The sequence below is a fragment of the Pseudomonas anuradhapurensis genome (assembly GCF_014269225.2).
GTDB classification, from domain to species: Bacteria; Pseudomonadota; Gammaproteobacteria; order Pseudomonadales; family Pseudomonadaceae; genus Aquipseudomonas; species Aquipseudomonas anuradhapurensis.
Genome location: NZ_CP077097.1, coordinates 4,598,787 through 4,613,439, shown reverse-complemented (window position 1 = coordinate 4,613,439; position 14,653 = coordinate 4,598,787). Strand labels below are relative to the sequence as shown.

The following is a 14,653-nucleotide window of genomic DNA, read 5'->3' as shown; positions in this document are numbered from 1 at the left end:
CAGCGAATTGAATTCAGCACATGAAAGCGGGGTGACGTGTCCATACGTCACTCCGCTTTTTTGCAACCTGCGATCGCCCTTTCATGCTTGATTAACGGGAGGTCTTCTTGACAAAGCCAGCCATACTCGCCCTTGCCGACGGCAGTATTTTCCGCGGTGAAGCCATCGGTGCCGACGGTCAGACCGTTGGTGAGGTGGTCTTCAACACCGCTATGACCGGCTACCAGGAAATCCTTACAGACCCTTCCTATGCGCAGCAAATCGTTACCCTGACCTACCCGCACATCGGCAACACCGGCACTACCCCGGAAGACGCCGAGTCCAACCGTGTCTGGTCCGCTGGCCTGGTCATCCGTGACCTGCCGCTGCTGGCCAGCAACTGGCGTAACACCCAGTCGCTGCCGGAGTACCTCAAGGCCAACAATGTCGTCGCCATCGCCGGCATCGACACCCGTCGCCTGACCCGAATCCTGCGTGAAAAGGGCGCTCAGAACGGTTGCATCCTCGCCGGTGACAACATCAGCGAAGAAGCCGCCATCGCCGCCGCCCGTGCCTTCCCGGGCCTTAAGGGCATGGACCTGGCCAAGGTCGTTTCCACCAAGGAACGCTACGAGTGGCGCTCCAGCGTGTGGGAGCTGAAGACCGACAGCCACCCGACCATCGAAGCCGCCGACCTGCCGTACCACGTGGTCGCCTTCGACTACGGCGTCAAGCTGAACATCCTGCGCATGCTGGTCGCCCGTGGCTGCCGCGTGACCGTGGTGCCGGCCCAGACCCCGGCCAGCGAAGTGCTGGCACTCAACCCGGACGGCGTGTTCCTGTCCAACGGCCCTGGCGACCCCGAACCGTGCGACTACGCCATCCAGGCGATCAAGGAAATCCTCGAGACCGAGATCCCGGTGTTTGGCATCTGCCTCGGCCACCAGCTGCTGGCCCTGGCCTCCGGCGCCAAGACCGTGAAGATGGGCCACGGCCACCACGGCGCCAACCACCCGGTGCAGGACCTGGATACCGGCGTGGTCATGATCACCAGCCAGAACCACGGCTTTGCCGTTGACGAGGCCACCCTGCCGGGCAACGTCCGCGCCATCCACAAGTCGCTGTTCGACGGCACCCTGCAGGGTATCGAGCGCACCGACAAGAGCGCGTTCAGCTTCCAGGGTCACCCTGAAGCGAGCCCTGGCCCGACCGATGTCGCGCCTCTGTTCGATCGTTTCATCGATGCCATGGCCAAGCGCCGCTGAGCATCCTGCTTCAAGGCCCCGGGCCGGCTAGCGCCGCGCCCGGAAGCGCCTGACCCAGATTGTTCAAGGCGGCTTGCCGACTGACCCCGGATTTGAGTGACAACCATGCCAAAACGTACAGACATCAAAAGCATCCTGATTCTCGGCGCCGGCCCGATCGTGATCGGCCAGGCCTGCGAGTTCGACTACTCCGGCGCCCAGGCCTGTAAAGCCCTGCGCGAGGAAGGTTTCCGCGTCATCCTGGTGAACTCCAACCCGGCCACCATCATGACCGACCCGGCCATGGCCGACGCCACCTACATCGAGCCGATCAAGTGGCAGTCGGTGGCCAAGATCATCGAGAAAGAGCGCCCTGACGCGCTGCTGCCGACCATGGGTGGCCAGACTGCCCTGAACTGCGCCCTGGACCTGGAGCGCCACGGCGTTCTGGAAAAGTTCGGCGTGGAAATGATCGGTGCCAACGCCGATACCATCGACAAGGCCGAAGACCGCTCGCGCTTCGACAAGGCGATGAAGGACATCGGCCTGGAGTGCCCGCGCTCCGGTATCGCCCACAGCATGGAAGAAGCCAACGCGGTGCTCGAGCGCCTGGGCTTCCCGTGCATCATCCGTCCGTCGTTCACCATGGGCGGCACCGGTGGCGGCATCGCCTACAACCGTGAAGAGTTCGAAGAAATCTGCGCCCGTGGTCTGGACCTGTCGCCGACCAAGGAACTGCTGATCGACGAATCGCTGATCGGCTGGAAGGAATACGAGATGGAGGTGGTCCGCGACAAGAAGGACAACTGCATCATCGTCTGCTCGATCGAGAACTTCGACCCGATGGGCGTGCACACCGGCGACTCGATCACCGTTGCCCCGGCACAGACCCTGACCGACAAGGAATACCAGATCATGCGCAACGCCTCGCTGGCGGTGCTGCGTGAGATCGGTGTGGAAACCGGCGGTTCCAACGTGCAGTTCGGTATCTGCCCGAACACCGGCCGCATGGTCGTGATCGAGATGAACCCGCGTGTGTCGCGTTCCTCGGCACTGGCCTCCAAGGCCACCGGCTTCCCGATCGCCAAGATCGCTGCCAAGCTGGCGGTCGGCTACACCCTCGACGAGCTGCAGAACGACATCACCGGCGGCCGCACTCCGGCATCGTTCGAGCCGTCGATCGACTACGTCGTCACCAAGCTGCCACGCTTCGCCTTCGAGAAGTTCCCGAAAGCCGACGCCCGCCTGACCACCCAGATGAAATCCGTGGGTGAAGTCATGGCCATCGGCCGTACCTTCCAGGAGTCCCTGCAGAAAGCCCTGCGCGGCCTGGAAGTCGGCGCCTGCGGCCTCGACCCGAAAGTCGACCTGGCCAACCCGGAAGCCTCCAGCATCCTCAAGCGCGAGCTGACCGTACCGGGCGCCGAGCGTATCTGGTATGTGGCCGATGCCATGCGCGCCGGCATGACCTGCGAGCAGATCTTCGACCTGACCGGCATCGACATGTGGTTCCTGGTGCAGATGGAAGACCTGATCAAGGAAGAAGAGAAGGTCAAGACCCTGGCCCTGTCGTCGATCGACAAGGACTACATGCTGCGCCTCAAGCGCAAGGGCTTCTCTGACCAGCGCCTGGCCAAGCTGTTGGGTATCACCGACAAGAACCTGCGCCGTCACCGCCACAAGCTGGAAGTGTTCCCGGTGTACAAGCGCGTCGACACCTGCGCTGCCGAGTTCGCCACCGACACCGCCTACCTGTACTCCACCTACGAGGAAGAGTGCGAGGCCAACCCGTCGACCCGCGACAAGATCATGATCCTGGGTGGTGGCCCCAACCGTATCGGCCAGGGTATCGAGTTCGACTACTGCTGCGTACACGCCGCGCTGGCGCTGCGTGAAGATGGTTACGAGACCATCATGGTCAACTGCAACCCGGAAACCGTCTCCACCGACTACGACACCTCCGACCGCCTGTACTTCGAGCCGCTGACCCTCGAGGACGTGCTGGAAGTGTGCCGCGTCGAGAAGCCGAAAGGCGTGATCGTCCACTACGGCGGCCAGACCCCGCTGAAACTGGCCCGCGCCCTGGAAGAAGCCGGCGTACCGATCATCGGCACCAGCCCGGATGCCATCGACCGTGCCGAAGACCGTGAGCGCTTCCAGCAGATGGTGCAGCGCCTGAACCTGCTGCAGCCGCCAAACGCTACCGTGCGCAGCGAAGAAGAAGCCATCAGCGCTGCTGGCGGCATCGGCTACCCGCTGGTGGTGCGCCCGTCCTACGTGCTGGGTGGCCGCGCCATGGAAATCGTCTACGAACTGGACGAGCTCAAGCGCTACCTGCGTGAAGCCGTACAGGTGTCGAACGACAGCCCGGTACTGCTCGACCACTTCCTCAACTGCGCCATCGAGATGGACGTGGATGCGGTGTGCGACGGTACCGACGTGGTGATCGGCGCCATCATGCAGCACATCGAGCAGGCCGGCGTGCACTCCGGTGACTCGGCATGCTCGCTGCCACCTTACTCGCTGAGCAAGGAAGTGCAGGACGAAGTCCGCGTACAGGTCAAGAAAATGGCCCTGGAGCTGGGCGTGGTCGGCCTGATGAACGTGCAGCTGGCCCTGCAGGGCGACAAGATCTACGTGATCGAAGTCAACCCGCGCGCCTCGCGTACCGTGCCGTTCGTGTCCAAGTGCATCGGCACCTCCCTGGCGATGATCGCAGCCCGCGTCATGGCCGGCAAAACCCTGAAAGAGCTGGGCTTCACCCAGGAAATCATCCCCAACTTCTACAGCGTCAAGGAAGCCGTCTTCCCGTTCGCCAAGTTCCCAGGGGTTGACCCGATCCTCGGCCCTGAGATGAAATCGACCGGTGAAGTCATGGGGGTCGGTGACAGCTTCGGTGAAGCCTTCGCCAAGGCCCAGATGGGTGCCAGCGAAGTGCTGCCGACCGGCGGTACCGCATTCATCAGCGTGCGCGACGACGACAAGCCGCAAGTGGCTGGCGTCGCCCGCGACCTGATCGCCCTTGGCTTCGAAGTGGTCGCTACTGCCGGCACCGCCAAGGTTATCGAGGCGGCTGGCCTGAAAGTGCGCCGTGTGAACAAGGTGACCGAAGGCCGTCCGCACGTGGTCGACATGATCAAGAACGACGAGGTGTCGCTGATCATCAACACCACCGAAGGCCGCCAGTCGATCGCCGATTCCTACTCGATTCGTCGCAATGCGCTGCAGCACAAGATTTACTGCACCACCACCATTGCGGCCGGTGAAGCCATCTGCGAGGCGCTGAAATTCGGTCCGGAAAAGACCGTTCGTCGCCTGCAGGATCTGCACGCAGGATTGAAAGCATGAGCATTACCAAGTACCCAATGACCGTCCAGGGCGCTCGCGCCCTGGAAGAGGAACTGCTGTTCCTGAGCAAGACCGAGCGCCCGCGCCTGAGCCAGGCCATTGGCGAAGCGCGCGAGCTGGGTGACCTCAAGGAAAACGCCGAATACCACGCCGCTCGTGAAGAGCAGGGCATGGTCGAGGCGCGTATCCGCGATATCGAAGGTCGCCTGCAGAACTCGGTGGTGATCGACGTGACCACCATTGCTCACACCGGCAAGGTGATTTTCGGCACTACCGTGGTGTTGGCCAACACCGAAACCGATGATGAAGTGACCTACCAGATCGTTGGCGAAGATGAAGCCGACGTGAAGAAAGGCAAGCTGTCGAACAGCGCCCCGATCGCCCGTGCCATCATCGGCAAGGAAGAAGGGGATACCGTTGTCGTGAAGACGCCGAACGGTACGGTCGAGTACGAGATTGTCGAAGTCAAGCACATCTGACCGGCGCCTGCGGGCGCCATCCCTCGAGGGGATCCTCTGGCAACTGGCCCAGGTTTTCTGGGTCGGGGGCCTGTGGGTGTTCCACGTCGGGTTGGTGCCTGCGCTCAAGGTCAGTGGCCTGGCGCCGCTGCTGGTGCAGGACATCGCCGGGCAGATCGACCGCTGGTTGATCGGTGTGGCGATGCTTGGCTTGCTGATCCAGTTGGCCGTGCTGGCCAGAGTGGACGGCCTGGCGGCCTGGTGGCGGCAGTTCCGGGGCCAGATGCTGTTGCTCGGCCTTGGCGCCTGCGTGGGGTATTACACCTTGCGCTACGGCATTTCCGTGGGCGAGCGCTGGCAGATGTTCTGCTTCCTGGTGCTGGGCTTTTCAGGGATTGTGCTGGTGGCCCAGCCGGTTCCGGTCAAAGTGCGCCGCTAGCCCAGGCTGTCACGGGCGTTGTAGGAGCGGCCTTGTGTCGCGATGGGCTGCGAAGCAGCCCCCTGGATATCAGCTTCGCCGCAGATACTGCAGGGGGCTGCTTCGCAGCCCATCGCGACACAAGGCCGCTCCTACAGGTAGCCCGCCGATCCGGGCGCCAAGCCGTTATTTGTAACGGTGGATGTTGGACAGCTGCTTGTTCGGCTGCGGGTTCTTGCGGTAGATCAGGGCTTTCTTGCCGATGGTCTGCACCAGCTCGGCGCGGCCGGCCTTGCACAGCTCGGCAATGGTCTCGGCGCGTTCTTCGCGGTCTTCCGAACGAATCTCGACCTTGATCAGCTCGTGGTCGACCAGGGCGCGCTCCAGTTCGGCAATGACGCCTTCATTCAAACCTTTGCCAGCAACGATCAGGACCGGCTTCAGGTCGTGACCAATGGACTTGTATTGCTTCTTCTGCTCGTTATTGAGCGGCATAATCTGACCCTTTCCGTCTGATTCTGTAAAATTGACCGGCATTTTACCCGAGGGCCACCGGCTCCGCCCAGTCAATCACGACGCATATCATCGAGGTGCCCCGTGGTACAACGTTCCAAAAGCAGCGCCAACTGGCTGCGAGAACACTTCAACGATCCTTTTGTGAAACAGGCGCAAAAGGACGGCTACCGCTCGCGTGCGAGCTACAAACTTCTGGAGATCCAGGAAAAGGACCGGCTGATCCGCCCAGGCATGAGCGTGATCGACCTCGGCGCCGCCCCCGGCGGCTGGTCGCAGGTGACCAGTCGTCTGATTGGTGGCCAGGGGCGACTGATCGCTTCCGACATCCTGGAGATGGACTCGATCCCCGACGTGACCTTCATCCAGGGCGATTTCACCCAGGACGAAGTGCTGCAGCGCATCCTCGAGGCGGTCGGCGATTCGCACGTGGACCTTGTGATTTCCGACATGGCCCCCAATATGAGTGGTACGCCCGCGGTGGACATGCCGCGTGCCATGTTCCTCTGCGAGCTGGCCCTCGATCTGGCAACCCGCGTGCTGAAGCCCGGCGGCGATTTCCTGATCAAGATCTTCCAGGGCGAAGGCTTTGACGTATACCTCAAGGACGTGCGCAGCAAGTTCGACAAGGTGCAGATGCGCAAGCCGTCGTCGTCGCGGGACCGTTCCCGCGAGCAGTACCTGCTGGGCAGGGGTTTCAAAGGGGCATGAAAGGTCTCCAGCGGGGTCGCCGATAGTTATTTCCAATCGGCCCTTCGCGTCAGGATCGCCCGAACTTCGTGTAGTCTAGCTTTCACAAAGGGTTACAGACGGTGCCTGCGTCTGCGTAGGTAATGTAGTAAGTTAGGGCGATGAATATCATGCGAGGAACGGCTGCGTCGTGCGCCGACCTCAGAGGGTAGCGAATTGAACGACATGGCAAAGAATCTGATCCTGTGGTTGATCATCGCAGCTGTCCTGGTGACAGTGATGAACAACTTCTCCAGCCCTAACGAGCCGCAGACCCTCAACTACTCCGACTTCATCCAGCAGGTCAAGGATGGCAAGGTTGAGCGCGTGACCGTCGACGGCTACATCATTACCGGCAAGCGCGCCGACGGCGACAACTTCAAGACCGTGCGCCCGGCCATTACCGACAACGGCCTGATCGGTGACCTGGTGGACAACCACGTCATCATCGAAGGCAAGCAGCCCGAGCAGCAGAGCATCTGGACCCAGCTGCTGGTGGCCAGCTTCCCGATCCTGGTGATCATCGCCGTGTTCATGTTCTTCATGCGCCAGATGCAAGGCGGTGCGGGCGGCAAGGGCGGGCCGATGAGCTTCGGCAAGAGCAAGGCGCGCCTGCTGTCCGAAGACCAGGTCAAGACCACCTTGGCAGACGTTGCAGGGTGTGACGAAGCCAAGGAAGAGGTGGGCGAGCTGGTCGAATTCCTGCGCGACCCGGGCAAGTTCCAGCGCCTGGGTGGCCGTATCCCCCGTGGTGTGCTGATGGTCGGCCCACCCGGTACCGGTAAGACCCTGCTGGCCAAGGCCATCGCCGGCGAGGCGAAGGTGCCGTTCTTCACCATTTCCGGCTCCGACTTCGTGGAAATGTTCGTGGGTGTCGGTGCCAGCCGTGTGCGCGACATGTTCGAGCAGGCCAAGAAGCACGCCCCGTGCATCATCTTCATCGACGAGATCGACGCCGTTGGTCGCCACCGTGGCGCCGGCATGGGCGGTGGTCACGACGAGCGTGAGCAAACCCTCAACCAACTGCTGGTGGAGATGGACGGCTTCGAAATGAACGATGGCATCATCGTCATTGCCGCCACCAACCGTCCGGACGTGCTCGACCCGGCGCTGCTGCGCCCGGGCCGTTTCGACCGCCAGGTGGTGGTCGGCCTGCCGGACATCCGCGGCCGCGAACAGATCCTCAAGGTGCACATGCGCAAGGTGCCGGTCGGCGAGAACGTCAACCCGGCGGTCATTGCCCGTGGTACCCCTGGCTTCTCCGGCGCCGACCTGGCCAACCTGGTCAACGAGGCCTCGCTGTTTGCCGCGCGTGCCAACAAGCGCCTGGTCGAAATGAAAGAGTTCGAGCTGGCCAAGGACAAGATCATGATGGGCGCCGAGCGCAAGACCATGGTCATGTCCGAGAAAGAGAAGCAGAACACCGCCTACCACGAAGCTGGCCATGCCATCGTCGGTCGCCTGGTGCCTGAACACGATCCGGTCTACAAGGTTTCGATCATTCCGCGTGGTCGTGCCTTGGGCGTGACCATGTTCCTGCCGGAAGAAGACCGCTACAGCCTGTCCAAGCGCGCACTGATCAGCCAGATCTGCTCGCTTTACGGCGGTCGTATTGCCGAGGAAATGACCCTGGGCTTCGACGGTGTCACCACCGGCGCGTCCAACGACATCATGCGTGCCAGCCAGATCGCCCGAAACATGGTGACCAAGTGGGGCCTGTCCGAAAAACTCGGCCCGCTGATGTACGCCGAGGAAGAAGGCGAGGTGTTCCTGGGCCGCAGTGCTGCCAGCCAGCACGCCAGCGTTTCCGGCGAAACCGCCAAGCTGATCGACTCGGAAGTTCGCAGCATCATCGACCAGTGCTATGCCACGGCCAAGCAGTTGCTCACCGACAACCGCGACAAGCTCGACGCCATGGCCGAAGCGCTGATGAAGTACGAGACCATCGACGCCGAGCAGATTGACGATATCATGGCCGGCCGTACCCCTCGCGAACCGCGCGATTGGGATGATGACTCTGCTTCGGGCAAGCCTGCTACCCAGGGCGATCGCCCGGAATCGCCGATCGGCGGTCCGGCGGCTCAACACTAAGGGCGTCTATGAGCTCAGTGCAGTACCCGACCCGGTTGCCTTGCGGCAACCGGGTTCTTGATTTGTCGCGTACCCATGTCATGGGTATTCTCAACGTCACCCCCGATTCCTTCTCCGACGGTGGCCGCTTCAACCAGCGCGACGAAGCGTTGCGCCATGCCGAAGCGATGGTTGCCGCTGGTGCCACGCTGATCGACATCGGCGGAGAGTCCACGCGGCCAGGCGCGCGCGCGGTATCGGTGACCGAGGAACTGGAACGGGTGGCGCCCATGGTCGAGGCCATCAACAGCCGCCTCGACGTGGTCATCTCGGTCGATACCTCCACGCCAGCGGTCATGCGCGAAGCGGCGCGCCTCGGTGCCGGGCTGATCAACGACGTACGGGCCCTGGAGCGCGATGGCGCCCTGGACGCTGCTGCAGATACTGGCCTGCCGGTGTGCCTCATGCACATGCGTGGCGAGCCGGGGAACATGCAGGACAACCCCCAGTACCAGGATGTGACCGCCGACGTTGCGCGTTATCTTGAACAGCGGATGGCCGCCTGCGCTGCGGCGGGTATCGACGCTGACAGAATCATCCTTGACCCGGGCTTTGGTTTCGCCAAGACACTGGCGCACAACCTGAGCCTGTTCAAGCACATGGAAGCGCTCTATCGCCTTGGGCGCCCGCTGCTGGTGGGTGTTTCACGCAAGAGCATGATCGGCCTGACGCTGGAACGTCCGGTCGGCGAGCGGTTGTACGGCAGCCTGGCGCTGGCGGCATTGGCCATGACCAAGGGGGCGAGCATCCTGCGTGTCCACGACGTGGCCGAAACCGTTGATGTGGTGCGCATGATCGCTGCGGTGCAGAACGCCGAATAAGAACATTGGAGTCCCTATGAGCAGAAAATACTTTGGTACCGACGGCATCCGTGGCCGTGTCGGCGAATACCCGATCACGCCTGACTTCATGCTGAAGCTCGGCTGGGCAGCCGGCATGGCTTTCCGCAAGCAGGGCCACTGCCGGGTGCTGGTGGGCAAGGACACGCGTATCTCCGGCTACATGTTCGAGTCCGCACTCGAGGCCGGCCTGTCTGCGGCGGGTGCCGACGTGATGCTGCTCGGGCCGATGCCGACGCCGGCCATCGCCTATCTCACGCGTACCTTCCACGCCGAAGCCGGTATTGTCATCAGCGCCTCGCACAACCCGCACGATGACAACGGCATCAAGTTCTTCTCGGGCCAGGGCACCAAGCTGCCGGATGAAGTCGAGCTGATGATCGAAGAGCTGCTCGACCAGCCCATGACCGTTGTCGAGTCGAGCAAGCTGGGCAAGGTTTCGCGCATCAACGATGCTGCCGGTCGCTACATCGAGTTCTGCAAGAGCAGCGTGCCCAGCAGCACCAGCTTCGATGGCCTCAAGCTGGTGGTCGACTGCGCCCATGGCGCTACCTACAAGGTTGCACCAAGCGTATTCCGCGAGCTGGGTGCCGAGGTGACCGTGCTGCATGCCCAGCCGGACGGCCTGAACATCAATGAAGGCTGTGGCTCGACTCACATCGAATCGCTGCAGGCTGCCGTGCTGGTCGGTCATGCCGACCTGGGCATCGCCTTTGACGGTGATGGCGATCGCGTGCTGATGGTCGACCACACCGGTGCCATCGTCGATGGTGACGAACTACTGTTCATCATCGCTCGCGACCTGCAGGAGCGTGGCAAGCTGCAGGGCGGAGTGGTGGGTACGCTGATGAGCAATCTGGGCCTGGAGCTGGCGCTGAAGGACCTGGATATCCCGTTCGTACGGGCCAAGGTCGGTGATCGTTACGTCATGGCAGAGTTGTTGGAGCGTGAGTGGCTGGTCGGTGGCGAAAACTCCGGGCACGTCGTGTGCTGCAACCACACCACCACTGGTGACGCGATCATCGCTGCGCTGCAAGTGCTGATGGCGCTCAAGCGTCGTGGCGAAACCCTGTCCCAGGCTCGTCAGGCCCTGCGTAAATGCCCGCAGGTGTTGATCAATGTGCGCTATGGCGCCAGCAAGGTCGACCCGCTGCAGCATCCGTCGGTCAAGGAAGCCAGTGCCAAGGTGACCGAAGCGTTGGCCGGTCGTGGTCGGGTGCTGCTGCGCAAATCCGGTACCGAGCCTTTGGTGCGGGTCATGGTCGAGGGTGAGGACGAAAGCCAGGTGCGTGCCCATGCCGAAGCGCTGGCCAAGTTGGTCGGCGAAGTTTGTGTCTGAAGGCGCTTGCCAGCGCAGATAGGGTTGGGTACTATCTGCGCCCACTTTGACCGACGAGGTAAAGCATGCGTCGCCCCATGGTAGCTGGTAACTGGAAGATGCACGGTACCCGCGCTAGCGTCGCTGAGCTGACCGAAGGCTTGAGAAATCTGGCCTTGCCGAGCGGAGTGGAAGTCGCGGTGTTCCCACCGGCCTTGTTCATCAATCAAGTGATCGATGGTCTGGCAGACAAGGGAATCATCGTCGGCGCACAGAATTCTGCAATACAGCCCGAACAGGGTGCGCTGACCGGGGAAGTTGCTCCGGAACAGCTGGTTGAAGCAGGTTGCAAGTTGGTCTTGATTGGTCATTCGGAGCGTCGCCAGATTATTGGTGAGACCGACGAAGTGCTCAATCGCAAGTTTGCAGCTGCCCAGGCCAAAGGTTTGAAGCCAGTGCTTTGCATCGGGGAAACCCTGGAAGAGCGCGAGGCCGGCAAGACGCTCGAAGTTGTCGGGCGTCAACTAAGCAGTATCATCGAAACATTCGGTGTTAAGGCTTTTGCCAATGCAGTAATTGCCTATGAGCCTGTATGGGCCATTGGCACCGGCCTTACGGCCACGCCACAGCAGGCTCAGGATGTGCACGCAGCCATCCGCAGCCAGCTGGCGGCAGAAGATGCTGAAGTGGCTGCGAAGGTGCAGCTGCTCTACGGCGGCAGCGTGAAGGCGGCCAATGCGGCCGAACTGTTCGGCATGCCGGATATCGATGGGGGGCTCATTGGTGGGGCTTCCCTGAACGCAGACGAATTCGGTGCAATTTGTCGCGCCGCAGGAAACTGAACAAATGCTGGAAACAGTCATCGTTGTTTTTCATCTGTTGGCAGCGCTGTCGCTTGTAGTGCTGGTTCTGTTGCAACAGGGTAAGGGTGCGGAAGCAGGTGCATCTTTCGGCGCGGGTGCTTCAAATACCGTGTTCGGGAGCCAGGGTTCTGCAACGTTCCTGAGTAAATTAACTGCTGTACTCGCTGCCACTTTCTTTTTGACAGCACTTGGGTTAGGATACTTCGCGAAGCAACAAGCTCACCAGCTTAGCCAAGCAGGTCTTCCAGATCCAGCAGTGCTAGAAGTGAAAGAGCCGCAGAAACCGGCAGTTAATGATGATGTACCGGTGCTCCAGCAGCAGAAGAGCGAAACCACCACTAACACTGGTGATGTACCTCCTCCGGCACAAGAGCAGAAGTAACGGGTTTCAAGTAGTAGTATTGCCGAGGTGGTGGAATTGGTAGACACGCAACCTTGAGGTGGTTGTGCCCATAGGGTGTAGGGGTTCGAGTCCCCTTCTCGGTACCAATTAAAGCTTGAGAGCCCGCTTTAGCGGGCTTTCTTGCAGGTGAAGGTTCGGATTTGACCCTCGAGAGGGTTCGGTCTTATACTTTTGCCCCAGCTTTGTCGCGGGGTGGAGCAGCTTGGTAGCTCGTCGGGCTCATAACCCGAAGGTCGTTGGTTCAAATCCAGCCCCCGCAACCAGCTTCAGCGGAGCCCCTTTTCAGGGGCTTTTTGCTAACCGAACAGTTTTCGGCGTCGTTGTCCAACGGCGCTTTCAGGGATGGGCGCTTTGCCCATTTTTTATTTGCACAGCATGCACGAGGGGGTTCAGGTGTCGAGCAAGCTAGAACAGTTGCAGGCCTTGTTGGCCCCGGTTGTCGAGGGTCTGGGCTATCAATGCTGGGGGATCGAATACGTTTCCCAGGGTAAGCATTCGGTACTGCGCATCTACATCGACAAGGAAGGCGGTATCCTGGTGGACGACTGCGAAGCGGTCAGCCGTCAGGCCAGCGCAATCCTCGACGTAGAAGATCCGATCAGCAGTGAGTACACCCTCGAGGTGTCTTCTCCAGGCATGGATCGCCCACTGTTCACTCTGGAACAGTTTGCCTCGCATGCCGGCGAACAAGTGAAGATCAAGCTGCGCTCACCCTTCGAGGGTCGTCGTAACTTCCAGGGCCTTCTCCGTGGTGTGGAGGAGCAGGATGTGGTGGTCCAGGTGGACAATCAGGAATTCCTGTTGCCGATCGACTCGATCGACAAGGCCAATATTATTCCCAGTTTTGACTGAGACGTGCCGGGCCCGGCGGATTATCCGGGCCCAATGGCTTGCGCAAGGCGAGGCGTACGATGAGCAAAGAAGTACTGCTGGTTGTTGAATCGGTATCCAACGAAAAAGGTGTACCGCCCGGCGTCATTTTCGAAGCGCTGGAAGTGGCCCTGGCCACTGCAACCAAAAAACGTTTTGAGGACGAAGTCGACCTGCGTGTGGAAATCAACCGCCACACCGGTAGCTACGAGACCTTCCGTCGCTGGACCGTGGTCGACGAAGCCGATCTTGATGATCCGGCGATCGAGACCTGGCTGGACAAGATCAAGGACACCCACCCTGAAGCCAAGGTCGGTGACGTGATCGAAGAGAAGATCGAGTCGATCGAGTTCGGCCGTATCGCCGCCCAGACCGCCAAGCAGGTCATCGTGCAGAAGGTCCGCGAGGCCGAGCGTGCCCAGGTGGTCGATGCCTACCGCGAACGCGTTGGCGAGATCATCTCCGGCACCGTCAAGAAGGTTACCCGCGACAACGTCATCGTTGACCTGGGCAACAACGCCGAGGCCCTGCTGGCCCGCGAAGACATCATTCCGCGCGAGACCTTCCGTGTTGGCGTGCGCCTGCGTGCGCTGCTCAAGGAAATTCGCACCGAAAACCGTGGCCCACAGCTGATCCTGTCGCGCACCGCGCCGCAGATGCTGATCGAGCTTTTCCGCATTGAAGTGCCGGAAATTGCCGAGGGCCTGATCGAAGTCATGGCTGCCTCCCGTGATCCGGGTTCGCGAGCCAAGATCGCCGTCCGCTCCAAGGACAAGCGCATCGACCCGCAAGGTGCCTGTATCGGCATGCGTGGTTCGCGCGTCCAGGCCGTATCCGGGGAGCTGGGTGGTGAGCGTGTGGATATCGTCCTGTGGGACGATAACCCGGCGCAGTTCGTCATCAACGCCATGTCGCCGGCTGAAGTCGCGGCGATCATCGTTGATGAAGATGCCCATGCCATGGACATCGCCGTCGCCGAGGACAACCTGGCCCAGGCCATTGGCCGTGGCGGTCAGAACGTTCGCCTGGCCAGTCAGCTGACCGGCTGGACCCTGAACGTGATGACCGAGAAGGACATCCAGGCCAAGCAGCAGGCCGAAACCGGGGACATCCTGCGCAATTTCATCGATGAACTGGAAGTCGACGAGGAGCTGGCCCAAGTGCTGGTCGACGAAGGCTTCACCAGCCTCGAAGAAATTGCCTACGTACCGTTGGAAGAAATGCTCAACATCGATGGCTTTGACGAAGAGATCGTCAACGAGCTCCGCGCTCGAGCCAAGGACCGTTTGTTGACCAAGGCCATCGCTACCGAAGAAAAACTGGCAGATGCCCACCCAGCCGAAGACCTGCTCTCCCTCGAGGGCATGGACAAGGACCTGGCGGCGGAACTGGCGGTGCGCGGCGTGGTTAACCGCGAAGACCTGGCCGAGCAGTCGATTGACGATCTGCTCGACATCGACGGCATCGACGAAGAGCGTGCCGGCAAGTTGATCATGGCCGCCCGAGCCCACTGGTTCGAGTAATTAGGCGCGGCCTGAGGA

13 protein-coding genes and 2 tRNA genes are annotated in these 14,653 nt (G+C 61.3%); 14 read left to right on the top strand and 1 reads right to left on the bottom strand.

Annotation, left to right across the window (positions count from 1 at the left end; translation table 11 throughout):
• Positions 1-107: 107 nt before the first annotated feature.
• The 4 genes from carA (at position 108) to HU763_RS21120 (ending at position 5,468) form a co-directional block, all read left to right on the top strand.
• Positions 108-1,244 (top strand): glutamine-hydrolyzing carbamoyl-phosphate synthase small subunit, encoded by a 1,137-nt coding sequence (carA, locus tag HU763_RS21135; protein ID WP_013974294.1) that lies wholly within the window; start codon positions 108-110, stop codon positions 1,242-1,244.
• Positions 1,245-1,349: 105 nt separating this feature from the next.
• On the top strand, positions 1,350-4,571 hold the full coding sequence (carB, locus tag HU763_RS21130; RefSeq protein WP_015271865.1) for a carbamoyl-phosphate synthase large subunit: 3,222 nt from the start codon (positions 1,350-1,352) through the stop codon (positions 4,569-4,571).
• Positions 4,568-5,050 (top strand): transcription elongation factor GreA, encoded by a 483-nt coding sequence (greA, locus tag HU763_RS21125; protein WP_046613135.1) that lies wholly within the window; start codon positions 4,568-4,570, stop codon positions 5,048-5,050. Before carB ends, greA begins: the two co-directional genes overlap by 4 nt.
• The gene (locus HU763_RS21120) at positions 5,028-5,468 is read left to right on the top strand and encodes an MFS transporter (RefSeq protein WP_170032758.1); all 441 of its coding nucleotides are present in this window, start codon (positions 5,028-5,030) and stop codon (positions 5,466-5,468) included. The genes greA and HU763_RS21120 overlap by 23 nt, the downstream gene beginning before the upstream one ends.
• A gap of 165 nt (positions 5,469-5,633) precedes the next feature.
• Here HU763_RS21120 and yhbY read toward each other — a convergent pair whose 3' ends face one another.
• Positions 5,634-5,942: a ribosome assembly RNA-binding protein YhbY gene (yhbY, locus tag HU763_RS21115; protein WP_186686708.1), complete on the bottom strand. Its 309-nt coding sequence runs from the start codon at positions 5,940-5,942 to the stop codon at positions 5,634-5,636.
• Positions 5,943-6,044: 102 nt separating this feature from the next.
• Here yhbY and rlmE point away from each other — a divergent pair, with 102 nt between their 5' ends.
• The 10 genes from rlmE (at position 6,045) to nusA (ending at position 14,635) form a co-directional block, all read left to right on the top strand.
• Positions 6,045-6,671: a 23S rRNA (uridine(2552)-2'-O)-methyltransferase RlmE gene (gene rlmE / locus HU763_RS21110; RefSeq protein WP_015271862.1), complete on the top strand. Its 627-nt coding sequence runs from the start codon at positions 6,045-6,047 to the stop codon at positions 6,669-6,671.
• 204 nt (positions 6,672-6,875) lie between these two features.
• Complete coding sequence (ftsH, locus tag HU763_RS21105) at positions 6,876-8,780, top strand: ATP-dependent zinc metalloprotease FtsH (protein ID WP_170032756.1); 1,905 nt, start codon at positions 6,876-6,878, stop codon at positions 8,778-8,780.
• Between the two features lie 8 nt (positions 8,781-8,788).
• Entirely contained in the window at positions 8,789-9,640 is an 852-nt protein-coding gene (gene folP, locus HU763_RS21100; protein ID WP_170032754.1) for a dihydropteroate synthase, read from the top strand.
• A gap of 16 nt (positions 9,641-9,656) precedes the next feature.
• Entirely contained in the window at positions 9,657-10,997 is a 1,341-nt protein-coding gene (gene glmM, locus HU763_RS21095) for a phosphoglucosamine mutase (RefSeq protein ID WP_186686711.1), read from the top strand.
• Between the two features lie 65 nt (positions 10,998-11,062).
• The gene (gene tpiA, locus HU763_RS21090; protein ID WP_186686714.1) at positions 11,063-11,818 is read left to right on the top strand and encodes a triose-phosphate isomerase; all 756 of its coding nucleotides are present in this window, start codon (positions 11,063-11,065) and stop codon (positions 11,816-11,818) included.
• A gap of 4 nt (positions 11,819-11,822) precedes the next feature.
• Positions 11,823-12,221 (top strand): preprotein translocase subunit SecG, encoded by a 399-nt coding sequence (gene secG / locus HU763_RS21085; protein WP_170032748.1) that lies wholly within the window; start codon positions 11,823-11,825, stop codon positions 12,219-12,221.
• A gap of 21 nt (positions 12,222-12,242) precedes the next feature.
• Positions 12,243-12,328 (top strand) — tRNA-Leu (locus tag HU763_RS21080).
• A 100-nt stretch (positions 12,329-12,428) separates the two neighbouring features.
• A tRNA-Met gene (locus HU763_RS21075) sits at positions 12,429-12,505 on the top strand.
• 130 nt (positions 12,506-12,635) lie between these two features.
• Positions 12,636-13,094, top strand: a complete 459-nt coding sequence (gene rimP, locus HU763_RS21070) for a ribosome maturation factor RimP (RefSeq protein ID WP_003249960.1) — start codon at positions 12,636-12,638, stop codon at positions 13,092-13,094.
• A 59-nt stretch (positions 13,095-13,153) separates the two neighbouring features.
• Positions 13,154-14,635 (top strand): transcription termination factor NusA, encoded by a 1,482-nt coding sequence (gene nusA / locus HU763_RS21065; protein ID WP_170032746.1) that lies wholly within the window; start codon positions 13,154-13,156, stop codon positions 14,633-14,635.
• The last annotated feature ends 18 nt before the right edge of the window (positions 14,636-14,653 follow it).